This is a genomic window from Streptomyces sp. NPDC047061 (assembly GCF_040643955.1).
GTDB lineage: Bacteria > Actinomycetota > Actinomycetes > Streptomycetales > Streptomycetaceae > Streptomyces.
Map to the genome: position 1 here is coordinate 330,023 of NZ_JBEYVI010000005.1, position 14,403 is coordinate 344,425.

Genomic DNA, 14,403 nt, shown 5'->3' on the forward strand with positions numbered 1-14,403 from the left:
CAGGGGGTACCCCCGGACGCGGACTAGTCTGTTGCCGCTGAACGATTCCGTGACGTGTGGGACTGGGAAAGGTTGACCCGCGATGCCGCTGAGCACCGAGGAGTCGGGGTCCATCGGGGCGATAGGCGGCTACCTGCTCGTCGACCGGCTCGGCAGCGGCGGCATGGGAGTCGTCTACCTCGGCCGCTCCGCCTCCGGACGCCACGTCGCCGTCAAGGTCGTCCACGCCCAATACGCGCAGGACGAGGAGTTCCGCACCCGTTTCCGCCAGGAGATCGCGGCGGCACGGCGAGTCAGCGGAGCGTTCACCGCCCCCGTCGTGGACGCCGACCCGGACGCCGAACTGCCGTGGATGGCGACGCTGTACGTGCCGGGCCGTACCCTCGACGACCTCGTCGCCGAGCAGGGCGCACTCGGCGGACCCGGACTGCGCACGCTGGCCCTGGGGTTGGTGGAGGCGCTGCGGGACATCCACCAGGCCGGTGTCGTGCACCGGGACCTGAAGCCGAGCAACGTGCTGATGGCCGACGACGGCCCGCGCGTCATCGACTTCGGCATCTCACGGGCGGCCGACAACGAGGCCCTCACCGTGACCGGACGCCTCATCGGCACCCCTCCCTTCATGTCCCCGGAGCAGTTCGCCTCGCCCAAGGACGTCACCGCCGCCTCGGACGTCTTCTCGCTCGGCTCGCTCCTCGTGTACGCCGCCACCGGAAACCGTCCCTTCGAAGGCGGCAGTCCGTACATGACGGGCTATCAGGTGGTGCACGAACAGCCCTCCTTGGACGGCGTACCGGAGCCGCTGCTGGGCATCGTCGAGCGCTGCCTGGCCAAGGACCCGGCCGACAGGCCTCGGCTGGACGAACTGCAGCGGCTGTTCAGGTCCCTGCCGGACACGGCCGACACCGTGGCGGTGGGCGGCCCGCCGACCGTGCCGGGACACCGGAGGCGCTCCCGGGGCGCCGGCGACACCACCGCCGCCGGGCAAGCCGGTCGCGGACGCCGGACGCGTCGGCTGGTCGTCCTCGGCGCGGTCCTGGCCGTCACCGGGGTGTCCGCGTCGGTGTACCACCTCGAGTCGAGCGCGCGGTCCGACGATGCCCGTCCCGGCGCGAGCGCCTCGGCGTCCCCGGCCCCGGCACTTCCCACCGGCTGGCGACCCTGGCAGACGCGTCTCACCCGAGCCGTGCGGGACGACTCGTCGAGCATCAATGTGGACGATGTGGACGCCGGTTGTGTGTCCGCCGGATCCGCCCTGTACTGCGCGGGCACCGGCTTCACGGTGGCCCGTCTGGACGCCGCCTCGGGTCGCGTCGCGTGGCGGTACGGGAACAGTTCCCAGGCGGCCGAGCGACCCCTGGGCGTGCGGGACGGGATCGTGTACACCTACGAGCAACCGGACGAGGTGTACGCGGACCAGCGGGTGATCGCCCTCGACGCCGACACCGGCAAACGCGTCTGGACCCGCGAGGTCAGCGCGACGGCCCGCGTCGCCCTGTTCGACGGCGGCGTCCTGGCGATGTCGGACACCGCGAAGGAGTTCGTCGCCCTCGACGCCACCACGGGCAAGGACCTGTGGCGCGCCCCGGCCAGGTCGTCGGCAGGCAGCCTCTGTGCCCCGGTGGTCCTGGGCGACGCTCCCTACGGTCTCTGCGCCGACGCGAACGACCCCACCCAGGGCTCGGCCGGCCTGCTGCGCCTCGACCCGGCCGGCGGCACGGCGGACGAACTCGCCCCGCTGCCGACGAGCGCGACGCCGCTCGGCACCCTCGCCGGGGGGCCGCTGTTCGCGCTGCCGAAGGACACCAGCGGGTACCAGTCGGGCGACGGCGGGGACGAGTCGTACACCGCTCTGCTGCGGGTGAACCCGAACACCGGCACCGCCACCAGGATCTTCCTGAAAGGCGACCCGCGCGGCACGCCCACCGTGATCGACGGCACCGTGTACTTCGTCCGCCCCGACGGGACGGTCACCGCGGTCGATGCCGCGGGCGGCACCCGGCTGTGGCAGCGGGACACGCAGATCGAGAACCTGTCGGCTCCGGTGCGCTCGACGACGTACGACACCGTCTACTTCGCCAACCGCTACGGCCGCCTCGCCGCCCTCGACCAGGACACCGGGGCCGTCCGCTGGACCACGCCCAAGCTGGACGACCCGGGCACCTCGGCGCAGAACACGATCCCGAGCGTGCTGCTGGTGTACGACGCGATCGTGGCCGTGGCAGGGGAGACGGCCTTCTCGGTGAGCCCGGTCCGGGGGCCGACGGGAGAGACGGCGAACTGACGGCGGCAGCGGCTCCCGCCCCGCCGCTGATCGCCCCTGAAGGAGCGCTGTGGTTCGGGGCGTCTACTCCATCGGGTGCATATTTCTCGCACCCGGCCCGATCCACCGGCACTGTGCGAATGTGAGCCACGCCAGTACCACCGCCGCCGCCCTCGCCCCGCCCGTCGCTCAGCGGCCCGGTGCCCGGTTGTCCCTCGTCGCTGTCGGCGGGGTCGCCGTGGGGCTGTTCGCGGTGGCCCGGCTCACCGGGATGACCGTGCTGGCGCTGGCCGCCTGGGCGGGCGGCCGGCATCCGCTGACGTTGCTCGGCCGGTCGTGGGACGCCGCGTGGTACCTGGGGATCGCGGCGCACGGCTACGGCCGCACCCTGTACTTCGGGCCCGGCGTCGTCCACAGCGATCTGGCGTTCTTCCCGCTCTACCCGGGCCTGGTCCGGATCCTGACGGCCGCCACCCCGCTCAGCGGGGCGGGTGCGGGGCTGCTGGTGTCCTGGACGGCCGCCGCCGTCGCCGCGGGCGGGATCTACGCGGTGGGCGCCCGGCTGCACGGCCGTGCGGTGGGCACCGTCCTGGTGCTGCTCTGGGGGCTGCTTCCGCACTCCGTGGTGCTGTCCATGGCGTACACGGAACCCGTTCTGACCGCCTTCGCCGCCTGGTCGCTGTACGCGGTGCTGGCCGGGAACTGGGTGTGGGCGGGTGCCCTGGCCGCCCTGGCGGGGCTGTCCCGCCCGAACGGTTTCGCGGTCGCGGTGGCCGTGCTGGTCGCCGCCGCGTGCGAGCTGCGCCGCGCCCGCGGCCGGGTTACCCACAGGCTGTGGACGGGCGCGGCGCTCGCCCCGCTCGGCTGGACGGCGTACGTCCTGTGGGTGGGGCGGCGCAGCGGGAACCGGCTGGGCGGCTACTTCGACGTACAACGACTGTGGGGCTCGCGCTTCGACTTCGGCCGGGGCTCGCTGGCCTTCGCCCGTACGCTGCTGCTGCGCGGCGACCGGTTCGTCTTCCCGATGGCCCTGATGATCGTGGCCACGGCGGTCGTGCTGTTCGCCCTCCTGGCCCTCGACCGTGCCCCGCTGCCGCTGCTCGCCTACACCGCCGTGCTCCTGCTGATCGTGCTCGGCGGCTCGGGCTTCTTCGAGTCGAAGCCGCGCTTCCTGCTGCCGGCGTTCCCGCTGCTGCTCCCGCCGGCCCGGGCGCTGGTCCGCACGGCGAGAGCCCGGCCCTGGCACGCGACGGTGGTGGTCACGGCCCTGGCCGGGCTCTCGTTCGGCTACGGCACGTACCTCGTCGTGTACGCGCACACACCGCTGTAGGCAGGAAGCGGGAGGAGGTCGGACTACTCGTCGTCCTCGGGCTTCTCCGCCTCGTTGACGGCCTCCTCCAGGCCGAGCTGCTCGACCAGCCACTTGTCGAACTCGAGCGCGGCCCGCACCCAGCTGACCGTGGACGAGACGAAGTGGTTGATGTCGACGCCCGTGCCGATCAGCATCTGGGCCTCACCGATGAGACGGACGGTGCCGTCGTCGTGGGTGTGGGTGTAGACCTTGGGCCACAGGGTCCGCCGGTTCCAGTCGTCGATCGACTCGAGCAGCTGCGGCTTCTCGTCGATCTTGTGGGGGCGGTCGTAGAACGTCCGCACCGAGAAGACGGCCTGCTCGTCCTCGCCGCGGAACATGAAGTACGTACGGAACTGCTCCCACGGCGCCGCGAGGTCGCCCTCGTCGTCGACGACGTACTTGAGCTCCATCTGGTCGAGGAGCTGCTTCACAAGATCCTGATCCGGGACGACGGGGCCCGCCGGTCCTTGGGGCTGCGGCTCGGGCTGGCCCCCGAAGTTCGGAATCGAGGACGGGTCGATGGTCACCGTGATTTTCCCTTCGTCTGGACCCCGCCATCCTCCCTCATGCGGGGAGGGGGGCCGCAACCCCGGCCCCTCCTTCAGCCGTGGGCTGACAGGATCCTGGCGACCGCCCGCCGGTCGATCTTCCGGTTGGCGTTCAGGGGGAACGCGTCGAGGTGCGTGAATCCGCGCGGGAGCATGTAGCCGGGCAGCAGTCCGGCCAGGTGGGCGCGCAGGGCGAGGGGGTCCTGGGCGGGGGGAGATCGCCCGCCAGGTGCTCCGCGGGGAGTGCCGCATCCGGGTCTTCGGGCGGCTGCGGCGTCGTGGCTGGTCGCGCCTACGCGGCGGCAGCCGCACATGCAACACCTCCCCGCGCCCCTTCGGGGCGCGGGGAGGTGTAAGGGAGGACGTCAGAGCGTCTTCGCCGGCTTCTCCTCGGTCGTCGTCGGGCCCACGATCAGGCCGTCGCCGAAGGTGTCCACCCGGATCGTGTCGCCGTCCTTGACCTCGCCGGACAGGATCTCCCTGGCCAGCCGGTCGCCGATGGCGGTCTGGACCAGGCGGCGCAGCGGACGGGCGCCGTACGCCGGGTCGTTGCCCTCCTCGGCCAGCCAGGCCAGCGCCTCCGGAGTGATCTCCAGGGCGAGCCTGCGGTCGGCGAGGCGCTTGGCGAGCCGGTCGATCTGGAGCCGGGCAATCCGGGCCAGTTCGTCCTTGGCCAGGGCGGAGAAGACCACCAGGTCGTCCAGCCGGTTCAGGAACTCCGGCTTGAAGGACTGCCGGACCGTCTCCAGGACCTGCCGCTTCTTCTCCTCCTCGCCGAGGACCGGGTCCACCAGGTACTGGCTGCCCAGGTTCGACGTCAGCACCAGGATGGTGTTGCGGAAGTCGACCGTGCGGCCCTGGCCGTCGGTGAGGCGGCCGTCGTCCAGCACCTGGAGCAGGATGTCGAAGACCTCGGGGTGGGCCTTCTCCACCTCGTCGAGGAGGACCACGGTGTACGGGCGGCGGCGGACCGCCTCGGTCAGCTGGCCGCCCTCCTCGTAGCCGACGTAGCCGGGCGGGGCGCCGACCAGCCGGGCCACGCTGTGCTTCTCGCTGTACTCCGACATGTCGATGCGGACCATCGCCCGCTCGTCGTCGAAGAGGAAGTCGGCGAGCGCCTTGGCGAGTTCGGTCTTGCCGACGCCGGTCGGGCCGAGGAAGAGGAAGGAGCCGGTGGGGCGGTCCGGGTCCGCGATGCCCGCGCGGGAGCGGCGGACGGCGTCGGAGACGGCCCGTACGGCCTCGGTCTGGCCGATCAGGCGGCGGCCCAGCTCGTCCTCCATGCGGAGCAGTTTCTGGGTCTCGCCCTCCAGCAGGCGCCCGGCCGGGATCCCGGTCCAGGCGGCCACCACGTCGGCGATGTCGTCGGAGCCGACCTCGTCCTTGACCATGGTGTCCCTGGCCGTCTCCTCCTCGGCCTCGGACGCGGCCTCCAACTCCTTCTCCAGCTGCGGGATCTCGCCGTACAGCAGCTTGGAGGCGGTGTCGAAGTCGCCGTCACGCTGGGCGCGTTCGGCGGTGCCGCGCAGGGCGTCGAGCTTCTCCTTCAGCTCGCCGACCCGGTTCAGGGACTGCTTCTCGCGCTCCCAGCGGGCGTTGAGGCCGCGCAGGTCCTCCTCCTTGTCGGCGAGGTCGCGGCGCAGCTTCTCCAGGCGCTCCCGGGAGGCCGGGTCGGTCTCCTTCTCCAGCGCCAGCTCCTCCATCTTCAACCGGTCGACGGAGCGCTGGAGTTCGTCGATCTCGACGGGGGACGAGTCGATCTCCATGCGGAGCCGGGAGGCGGCCTCGTCGACGAGGTCGATGGCCTTGTCGGGGAGGAAGCGGGAGGTGATGTAGCGGTCGGAGAGGGTCGCGGCGGCCACCAGCGCGCTGTCGGCGATCTGGACCTTGTGGTGGGCCTCGTAACGGCCCTTCAGGCCGCGGAGGATGGCGATGGTGTCCTCGACGGTCGGCTCCGCCACCAGCACCTGCTGGAAGCGGCGCTCCAGCGCCGGGTCCTTCTCGATCCGCTCCCGGTACTCGTCCAGGGTGGTCGCGCCGACCATGCGCAGCTCGCCGCGGGCCAGCATCGGCTTCAGCATGTTGCCGGCGTCCATGGCGGAGTCGCCGCCCGCGCCCGCCCCGACGACCGTGTGCAGCTCGTCGATGAAGGTGATGATCTGCCCGTCGGAGTCCTTGATCTCGGCGAGGACGGTCTTCAGCCGCTCCTCGAACTCGCCGCGGTACTTGGCCCCGGCGACCATGGCGCCCAGGTCCAGCGAGACCAGCCGCTTGTCCTTCAGCGACTCGGGGACGTCGCCCTTCACGATCCGCTGGGCCAGTCCCTCGACCACGGCGGTCTTGCCGACGCCGGGCTCGCCGATGAGGACGGGGTTGTTCTTCGTACGGCGGGAGAGCACCTGCACGACCCGGCGGATCTCCTGGTCGCGTCCGATGACCGGGTCGAGCTTGCCGTCCCGGGCGGCCGCCGTGAAGTCGGTGCCGAACTTCTCCAGCGCCTTGTACTGGCCCTCCGGGTCGGCGGTGGTCACCCGGCGCCCGCCGCGCGCCTTCCGGAAGGCCTCCACCAGCTTCTTCGCGGTGGCCCCCTGCCGGTCGAGGACCTCGCCGGCCGCGCCGCCCTTGGCGGCGATGCCGATCAGCAGGTGCTCGGTGGAGAGGTAGTCGTCGCCGAGTTCCTTGGCGCGTTCGTCGGCGTCGGCGAGGACCGCGAGCAGCTCGCGGTTGGGCTGTGGGGGCGCGACCGTGGAACCGGTCACGCTGGGCAGTGCGGCCAGCACGCGCTCGGCGCCCTGGCGTACGGCGGCCTGGTCGGCGTCGGCCGCCGCGAGCAGGTCGGTGATGTTCTCGTTGTCCTGCCCGGCCAGCAGAGCCAGCAGCAGGTGGGCGGGGGTCAGATCCGCGTGCCCCTCGGTCACGGCCCGGCTGCTGGCCGCGTTGATCGCGTCCCGGCTCCTGTTGGTCAGCTCGGCGTCCACGTTCGCGTTCTCCTCCTCGGCGTCGTACGGCTGACTCAGCCAACGTACACAAAGTTGAGTCTATTCCACTCAAGGTGTGAGCGGGAGCCCTTCCGGGGACTACCTTCCGGGCCATGAGTACATACCGCGTGAATCCCGCCGCGCCGGGCGAGGCGTATCTGCGTTTCTGGCGGGAGCACCACCTGTGCACCCTCACGACCCCGCGCCCCGACGGCAGCCCGCACGTCGTCCCCGTGGGGGTGACCTACGACCCGGAGGCGGGACTGGCCCGGGTGATCACGAACAAGGCGAGCGCGAAGGTGTCCCACGTGCTGGCCGCGGGCCCGGACGGGGCACGGGTGGCGGTGTGTCAGGTGGCGGGGCGACGGTGGGCGACGCTGGAGGGGCGGGCGCACGTCCGGACCGAGCCGGGGAGGGTCGCGGAGGCGGAGCGGCGGTACGCCGAGCGGTACGGGAGGACACCCGGGGAGAACCCGTCCCGGGTGGTGATCGAGATCACGGTGGAGCGGGCACTGGGGCGGGGGTGACGAACGGGCGTGCGGGGCGCGGGTGAGGGCGGGTGCGGGGCCGGGGCGGTCGACCCGTTCTGGCGGCTGGTTTCGGCCACCATGGGGTATGGCCGAAACCAGTCGATACCATGAAATGTCCCCCCGAAACTGCAGCGGCGTCACCGTGTTCAGGTCACGGTGACGCCGCTGCGGGGGGAAGCACCTGAGCGATCTTTTACGACGGGGGAATCGCGTCAGGCACTGCGGGGGGTGGCCGAGATGGTCCGCACGTCCGGGACGTCCGGCTCAGCCAGCCGGTGGTCCCGTTGGTCCAGGTTCACAAAGATCATTCCGTACCGGATCGCACACCGCACGGGCTGCGGCGCACCCCGGGGCTTGCGCAGGCACCGGTACGCCCGTACGTCCTCGTCCTCGTCCCGCGTGACGACCACCGGCTCACCGAAGACGGTCACCATCAACGAGTCACCGCTGTGGGGGATGGCGGTGACCAGGTCGATGAAGTGCCAGCCGGAGCGGTAGGCCGTGGCCATCTCGCGCCGGAAGGACCGATCGTCTGGTGGGGTGGTCATCTCAGCTCCCGGAACCGTCTTCTGCCGTTTCCACTGCCACGGTGGACACGGCCACCGCCGGCCACTTCGTATCCGCCCGGACATCGCTCTTCACGCCTGAGAGGCCACTCAGAACCCCAAGGGCCACGACGACGGACGTGATGGCGACAAGCGCCGGGCGAAGCACTCGCTTACTCATGGGCCGCTTCGCTCTCACTCGCTGATCCCCTCATTCCCCCGTCGGATACGACGATGGCTCATACAGGCACGTCATGGCCACACGAACGGTGCATCATGTTCCTGCACGTTCAGGACCCTGGGGGGTGGAGATTTGGTGACGAATCGGGCGAAGGTGTCACATCCTCATGCGGTGACCGAAATGTGTGACGAGGGCGGCCGACTTTATGCAAGCGCTCTGCGGGCCGGGCGCATCGCCCGCTCGGAGGTCGAATCGGCCCCCTGCCTCATGGAATTCGCCCTTCTGCAGCCGGACCCGGACGACCCGGGCTGGCTGCGACCCGTACCACCGGCTCTGGTCCTGGCCCAGCGGCTGAATCCCATAGAACGCGAGATCGCCGAGCGCAGACGCTGGTCGATCGAGCTGACCGACCTCTTCGAACCCTTCATGGCGCTGAGCGGCAAGACGGGAGCCGCGACGGACTCGATCTCCGTACTGGAAGGCAGCGACCGGATCAACGAGGCGCTCGACATGGCCACATCACAGTGCCGGAGCGAGGTGGTCACGGTCCAGCCGAGCAACCACTTCACGGAGCGCACCATCTTGCAGGGGCTGGACCGTGACAAGGCTCTCGTGGACCGCGGCGTGCGCATCAGAACGCTGTACCAGCACACGGTGCGCTACAACCTGACGCAGTTGGCCTACGTAGGGCAGCTCGCCAACGGCAAGGTGGAGTACCGCACCATCGACGAACTCGTGGAACGCCTGATCATCTGTGACGAGACCGTCGCCTTCATTCCCGCCCGCGACGACCAGAAGGTGGCCCTGGAGCTGCGCCACCCCGCACTCGTCGGCTACCTGCTCAAGGTCTTCGAGTTCATCTGGAGCCGCGCGGTCCCCCTGAACGCCGGCGCCCCCTACGAGACCGCTCCCGACGGCATCACCGACATCCAGCACTCGATCGCGAAGCTGCTCGTCGAGGGCCATGTCGACGAGGCCATCGCGCGCCGGCTGGGCATGAACGTCCGCACCTGCCGCGCCCACATCGCCAAGCTCGCCCAGGTGCTCGGCAGCGGCAGCCGCGCACAGCTCGGCTACCTGATCGCCCAGTCCGGGATCCTGGACCAGACGCTCCCGGAGGAGGGCGGCGCCCGTTGACCGCCGCCCCGCACGCCGGGCACGGCGCCGATGACCTGTGCAACGCCGGGGTGGCACTGTACGAGCGCGCCCTGAGCGAGGGGCGGGTCTCCGCCGGGGACGCCACGGCGGCCCCCTGTCTCGTCGACCTCGGCCTGCTCCACCCGGTCGTCGACGATCCGAGCCGACTGGAACCGTCCACCCCGGGCACCGCCCTGAACCGGCTCCTTCGCGGCACGCGCGCCCGCATCGCCGAGGAGTGGCGGATCGAAGAACGGCTGACGGAGTTCTTCGAACCGCTGATGCACACCGGGAACCGTGTCCCGGCGGCGGAGTCCCCGGCACTGCGGATGCTCAGCGGCACCCAGCGGATCAACCAGGCGATCACCGAGGCCGTGGCCGAGGGCCGGCACGAACTGCTCTGCATCCAGCCACACGCCGGATGGGTGAGCGAACGCGGCGCCCGGGCCGCCCCCGTCGGACTGGAACGCGACCAGGCGTTCCTCGACCGCGGCGGCCGTATCCGCACGATCTACCAGCAGACCCTGCGTCATGTGCCGGTGATTTTCACGTACGCCGAGACCCTGCAGGGCGACAACGTCGGCCGCGGTCTCGACGAGGTGCCCGACCGGCTCATCGTGATCGACCGGGAGGTCGCCTTCGTGCCCGCCGGCTCCGAGGGCGCCCTGGCTCTGGAAGTCCGTCATCCGGCGCTGACCTCCTACATCGCCACCGCCTTCGACCGCCTCTGGCACCTGGCCACCCCGATGTTCCCCAAGCCCGAACACCGCCCCACCGTCAACGGCGTCACCCCCCGCCAGCAGGCCATCGCCGCCCTCCTGGTCGAGGGCCACACGGACGCCGTCATCGCGGAGCGCCTCGGCATGAACATCCGCACCGCCCGCGTCCACATCGCCAGACTCGCCACCACCCTCGGCAGCGAGAGCCGCGCCCAGCTCGGCTACCTCATCGGACGCTCCGGGATCCTTGGTCAGGAAGGCTGACCGCGGCCGGTGCCGTGCTCGTGCCCCCCGGCGGCCGGTCCAGGCCCACCTGCGCTATCCGCACGCCCAGTTGGGTGCGGCTGGCCGCACCCAGGGTCTCCGAGAGGCGGGCGATGTGGGCCCGGCAGGTGCGGACGCTGATGCCGAGGCGTTCCGCGATCACCGCGTCCTGGTGGCCCTCGGCGAGGAGCGCCGCGATGGACTGCTCCCGGTGCGAGATGCCCTCGATGCCGGTGTCGGGAAGCGGGGCGGTGAGCGGGATCGCCAGCCGCCAGAGTCGTTCGAAGACCGTGAGGAGGTACTCGACGAGGGCGGGGTGGCGCAGCTCCAGGGCCATCGTGCGGTCCGCGTTCGCGGGGATGAACGCCACCGTGCGGTCGAAGAGGATGAGGCGGTCGATGACCTCGTCGAGCGAGCGGGCCTCGACCGCGTCGCCCATCAGCTCCAGGTAGTTGAGCAGGCCCTGGCCGTGCCGGGCGACATGCGTGTAGAGGTCGCGCATCCGCACGCCCCGGCCGCGCAGGGCGACGGCCCGGTGCAGCCCCTCGGTCAGCTCCGACTCGCGCCGGATGCCGCCCGGCTGCACGGTCAGCACCTCCTGGGTGCAGGCCTCCGTCGCCTCGTCCATGGCCGCCTGGATCCGGGACAGCCCGTCGAGCACCCGGATGGCCGCCGTGCCCTCCGCGGACGCCGACACGGCCTGCAGGTGCCGTCCCAGACCGGCGTACCACTCGAACGCCGCGACCGCCGAGCCCATCCGCCGCTGGCTGTCCGTCACCTCGTCGTACACCCCGCGCAGCAGCCGGGTCATGACCTCCTGCGGGGCGGTCGGGACCAGCCAGTCCATGTCATCGGGGTCGGGGTGCAGCAGCGCCAGTTCGAGCAGACAGGGCACCGCGTCGGCGTCCGTGCGCGGCACCCGGCCCCGGCGCACGGCCCGGGAGTACACGCGGTCCCCGGCGGTGCACAGCCGGTCGGCACCGTGTGGATGCTCCTCCGTCCCGTGCCCGGCCATCGCCCATTCCACCCCCGGTTTGCTGCCTCTTCCGCAGCGCAACTATGAGCGGTCCGGACCGGGTCCGCAACACGGCTTCCCGGGGCCCGGGCGTCGTAATACCCGGATACGGCCGGATATCGCACCGCCTCCGCACGCCGCGTTGCAACAAGATGACGGTGGTGGCAGGGGGACGTGCGGGGCAGGGTGGGAGCCGCTTCCCACGGGTGTCGCCGTACACCCGGCGGGGCCCCGGTCCATCCTCCCCCGATCGGGCCGGGGTCCCGTGCAACGCGCCAACGGGGAGGTGCGTTGCAGGGAGGGCCGCTCGCGGGCGCGTGACGCGGCGGACCGGCGGATCCCCGAAATCCGCCAGTGATCGCCGCGTTACGTGCCCGCTTTAACGTCCCTTCATGGCGGACATATTTGACGCATACGCGTTGGCCGACGCGTGGGACGAGATGTTTGTACGGCCGGGTGAGGTCAGGACCGCCTATGAGCCGGTACTGGCGGCGCTCCAGCCGATCGAACCGAGTGAACTGAGGTTCCGGGCCGACCAGATGGCCCGGGCCTTCACCGACCGGGGGGTGACCTACGCCTTCGCGGGCGAGGAACGGCCCTGGCCGCTGGACCTGGTGCCGAGGATCCTCGACGCCCTGGAATGGGATCTCATACGAAGAGGCGTGGCCCAGCGGGTCCGGGCCCTGGAGGCCTATCTGGCCGACGCCTACGGACACGCGAGGGCCTTCGAGGACGAGGTGGTCCCCTGGCGGCTGCTCCTTGGCTCGCCGCACTTCCACCGGGCCGCGCACGCGGTGGAGCCGCCCGGCGGGGTACGCATCCACGTGGCCGGAATCGACCTGGTCCGGGACGAGGCCGGCGCCTTCCGGGTGCTGGAGGACAACGTGCGGGTGCCGAGCGGGGTGTCGTACGTCATCGAGAACCGCAGGGCGATGACCCGGATCTTCCCCTCGCTCTTCGCCGAGCAGCACGTCCTGCCCGTCGACGGGTACCCCCAGCGGCTGCTCGCCGCCCTCCGCGCGGCGGCGCCCGGCGGGGCGGCGAGCGATCCCCGGGTGGTGGTCCTCACCCCCGGGCCCAGCAACGCGGCCTACTTCGAACACGCCCTGCTCGCCCGGCTGATGGGCGTGCAGCTGGTCGAGGGGCACGACCTGGTGTGCCGCAGCAACCGGGTCTGGATGCGGACGACCCGCGGCGAGGTGCCCGTGCACGTCGTGTACCGGCGCCTCGACGACGACTTCCTCGATCCGCTGCACTTCCGCCCCGACTCGGTGATCGGCTGCCCCGGCATCCTGAGCGCCGCCATCGCGGGGAACGTCACACTCGCGAACGCCGTCGGCAACGGCATCGCCGACGACAAACTCCTCTACACCTACGTCCCGGACCTGATCCGCTACTACCTCGGGGAAGAACCGGTTCTCCCCAATGTCGAGTCCTACCGACCCGATGAACCGGGCCAGTTGGAGGCCGTCCTCGACCAGATCGACCAACTGGTCGTGAAGCCCGTCGACGGGGCCGGCGGCCAGGGCATCGTGATCGGCCCCAAGGCCGACCGGGACACCCTGGAACGCACTCGCAAAGCCGTCGCCGCCGACCCGCGCGGCTTCATCGCGCAGCGCCCGGTCGCCCTCTCCACCTCCCCCACCCTCGCGGGTGAACGGATGGCCCCGCGCCACATTGACCTGCGGCCGTTCGCCGTGAACGACGGCGACGACATCTGGGTGCTGCCCGGCGGCCTCACCCGGGTCGCCCTGCAGGAGGGCAACCTGATCGTCAACTCCAGCCAGGGCGGCGGCTCCAAGGACACCTGGGTGCTCGCCGAGGGCCCCGCCGAACGCCCCGAGCCGGTCGACGCGGGCCCGATCCCCGCCGTCGCCCCGCGCCGCCTCGGCCCGGACGGCACCCGTGCCGTCGTACCGGAAGGAGCACAGCAGCAGTGAACGACGTGATCCTCTCCCGTATCGCCGAGTCGCTGACCTGGACCGGGCGGTACGTCGAACGGGCCGACGCGACCGGCCGGATCCTCGACGCCTACCTGCACCGGATGCTGGAGGACCCCTGGCGCGACGAGGACGCCGCCTGCCGCTCGCTGTATGCGATCCTCGGCGTCGACGCCGGTGCGGAACGGGTCGACATGCAGCAGGTCCTGGACCAGCTCGCCTTCGACGCCCGCTCCACGTGCTCCATCGAGGGCGCCCTGGGCGCCGCCCGGCTGAACGCGCGCAGCGCCCGCGAGGCGGTCTCCTCCGAGATGTGGGAGTGCCTCAACTCCACCTGGCACGCGCTCGGCGACCGGCGCCGCGCGGCCCGCCGCACCGGCCCCTACGCCTACCTGGAGCTGGTCCGCAGCCGGGCCGCGCTCTTCTTCGGCCTCGCCGACTCCACCATGAGCCGGGACGACAGCTGGCGGTTCGTCGTCCTCGGGCGGAGCCTGGAGCGGGTGGACATGACCGTACGGCTGCTCTCGGTGCGCGTGCTGGACGCGGCGCACGCGCCGGACTGGCCGACGCTGCTCAGCGCGAGCGGCGCCGACGAGGCGTACGCCCGGGTGCACAGCGGGTTCGGCGACACCCCGAGAGTGGCCGAATACCTGCTCCTGGACCGGGACTTCCCGCGTTCGGCGCTGCATGCGCTGACCACGGCCGAGGAGTGCCTGGCGGCGCTCGGCCGGCCCCGCAAGGACCCCGCCCGCTCCCCCGTCGGCCGGGCCCGCACCCGCCTCGAATACCTCGACACCGCCTCCCTGGAGAAGCAGCTGCCCGGCCTGCTGCGCGACCTCCAGCAGGCCTGCATGGCATCCGCCGACGCGGTGGCCGAGCGGTTCTTCCCGTACCAGGGGCCCGTCGAGTGGGCCCAGGAAGGAGCCTGA

General features: G+C 71.5%; 12 protein-coding genes. 7 read left to right on the forward strand and 5 right to left on the reverse strand.

The features are described 5' to 3' along the window. The first annotated feature begins 82 nt into the window (after positions 1 to 82). Together ABZ887_RS11995 and ABZ887_RS12000 are read left to right on the forward strand one after the other, a co-directional pair. Positions 83 to 2,284 (forward strand): PQQ-binding-like beta-propeller repeat protein, encoded by a 2,202-nt coding sequence (locus tag ABZ887_RS11995; protein ID WP_361286553.1) that lies wholly within the window; start codon positions 83 to 85, stop codon positions 2,282 to 2,284. A 250-nt stretch (positions 2,285 to 2,534) separates the two neighbouring features. Beyond that, positions 2,535 to 3,593: a hypothetical protein gene (locus ABZ887_RS12000; RefSeq protein ID WP_361286728.1), complete on the forward strand. Its 1,059-nt coding sequence runs from the start codon at positions 2,535 to 2,537 to the stop codon at positions 3,591 to 3,593. A gap of 23 nt (positions 3,594 to 3,616) precedes the next feature. Here ABZ887_RS12000 and ABZ887_RS12005 read toward each other — a convergent pair whose 3' ends face one another. The 3 genes from ABZ887_RS12005 to clpB all read right to left on the reverse strand — a co-directional run bounded on the left by ABZ887_RS12005 (position 3,617) and on the right by clpB (position 7,143). After that, entirely contained in the window at positions 3,617 to 4,144 is a 528-nt protein-coding gene (locus tag ABZ887_RS12005) for a YbjN domain-containing protein (RefSeq protein WP_361286556.1), read from the reverse strand. Positions 4,145 to 4,218: 74 nt separating this feature from the next. Continuing rightward, positions 4,219 to 4,479, reverse strand: coding sequence for a hypothetical protein (locus tag ABZ887_RS12010; RefSeq protein ID WP_361286559.1), 261 nt, complete (start codon positions 4,477 to 4,479; stop codon positions 4,219 to 4,221). A 51-nt stretch (positions 4,480 to 4,530) separates the two neighbouring features. Then, on the reverse strand, positions 4,531 to 7,143 hold the full coding sequence (clpB, locus tag ABZ887_RS12015; RefSeq protein ID WP_361286562.1) for an ATP-dependent chaperone ClpB: 2,613 nt from the start codon (positions 7,141 to 7,143) through the stop codon (positions 4,531 to 4,533). Between the two features lie 113 nt (positions 7,144 to 7,256). Between clpB and ABZ887_RS12020 the strand changes: the two genes are divergently transcribed. Then, positions 7,257 to 7,670: a TIGR03618 family F420-dependent PPOX class oxidoreductase gene (locus ABZ887_RS12020; RefSeq protein WP_361286565.1), complete on the forward strand. Its 414-nt coding sequence runs from the start codon at positions 7,257 to 7,259 to the stop codon at positions 7,668 to 7,670. 215 nt (positions 7,671 to 7,885) lie between these two features. On the opposite strand, the gene ABZ887_RS12025 is transcribed toward ABZ887_RS12020, so the two are convergent. Next, positions 7,886 to 8,221, reverse strand: coding sequence for a hypothetical protein (locus ABZ887_RS12025; RefSeq protein WP_089100103.1), 336 nt, complete (start codon positions 8,219 to 8,221; stop codon positions 7,886 to 7,888). Between the two features lie 310 nt (positions 8,222 to 8,531). Between ABZ887_RS12025 and ABZ887_RS12030 the strand changes: the two genes are divergently transcribed. Both ABZ887_RS12030 and ABZ887_RS12035 read left to right on the forward strand, forming a co-directional pair. Further along, positions 8,532 to 9,536 carry a helix-turn-helix transcriptional regulator gene (locus ABZ887_RS12030; protein ID WP_361286568.1) on the forward strand — a complete coding sequence of 335 codons (1,005 nt, stop codon included), beginning with the start codon at positions 8,532 to 8,534 and terminating at the stop codon, positions 9,534 to 9,536. Continuing rightward, positions 9,533 to 10,519: a helix-turn-helix transcriptional regulator gene (locus ABZ887_RS12035; protein WP_361286571.1), complete on the forward strand. Its 987-nt coding sequence runs from the start codon at positions 9,533 to 9,535 to the stop codon at positions 10,517 to 10,519. Before ABZ887_RS12030 ends, ABZ887_RS12035 begins: the two co-directional genes overlap by 4 nt. Here the strand turns inward: ABZ887_RS12035 and ABZ887_RS12040 are convergent. Next, positions 10,482 to 11,534 (reverse strand): LuxR C-terminal-related transcriptional regulator, encoded by a 1,053-nt coding sequence (locus tag ABZ887_RS12040; protein WP_361286574.1) that lies wholly within the window; start codon positions 11,532 to 11,534, stop codon positions 10,482 to 10,484. The two genes, ABZ887_RS12035 and ABZ887_RS12040, sit on opposite strands and share 38 nt — an antisense overlap. A 392-nt stretch (positions 11,535 to 11,926) precedes the next feature. Between ABZ887_RS12040 and ABZ887_RS12045 the strand changes: the two genes are divergently transcribed. After that, complete coding sequence (locus ABZ887_RS12045) at positions 11,927 to 13,474, forward strand: circularly permuted type 2 ATP-grasp protein (RefSeq protein ID WP_361286577.1); 1,548 nt, start codon at positions 11,927 to 11,929, stop codon at positions 13,472 to 13,474. Further along, positions 13,471 to 14,403, forward strand: a complete 933-nt coding sequence (locus ABZ887_RS12050) for an alpha-E domain-containing protein (protein WP_361286580.1) — start codon at positions 13,471 to 13,473, stop codon at positions 14,401 to 14,403. Before ABZ887_RS12045 ends, ABZ887_RS12050 begins: the two co-directional genes overlap by 4 nt.

Coding starts and splice junctions, on each gene's coding strand:
- ABZ887_RS11995 (WP_361286553.1), top strand. CDS start 83: ATGCCGCTGAGCACCGAGGAGTCGGGGTCCATCGGGGCGATAGGCGGC.
- ABZ887_RS12010 (WP_361286559.1), bottom strand. CDS start 4,479: ATGTGCGGCTGCCGCCGCGTAGGCGCGACCAGCCACGACGCCGCAGCC.
- ABZ887_RS12020 (WP_361286565.1), top strand. CDS start 7,257: ATGAGTACATACCGCGTGAATCCCGCCGCGCCGGGCGAGGCGTATCTG.
- ABZ887_RS12045 (WP_361286577.1), top strand. CDS start 11,927: ATGGCGGACATATTTGACGCATACGCGTTGGCCGACGCGTGGGACGAG.
- ABZ887_RS12040 (WP_361286574.1), bottom strand. CDS start 11,534: ATGGCCGGGCACGGGACGGAGGAGCATCCACACGGTGCCGACCGGCTG.
- ABZ887_RS12000 (WP_361286728.1), top strand. CDS start 2,535: ATGACCGTGCTGGCGCTGGCCGCCTGGGCGGGCGGCCGGCATCCGCTG.
- ABZ887_RS12025 (WP_089100103.1), bottom strand. CDS start 8,221: ATGACCACCCCACCAGACGATCGGTCCTTCCGGCGCGAGATGGCCACG.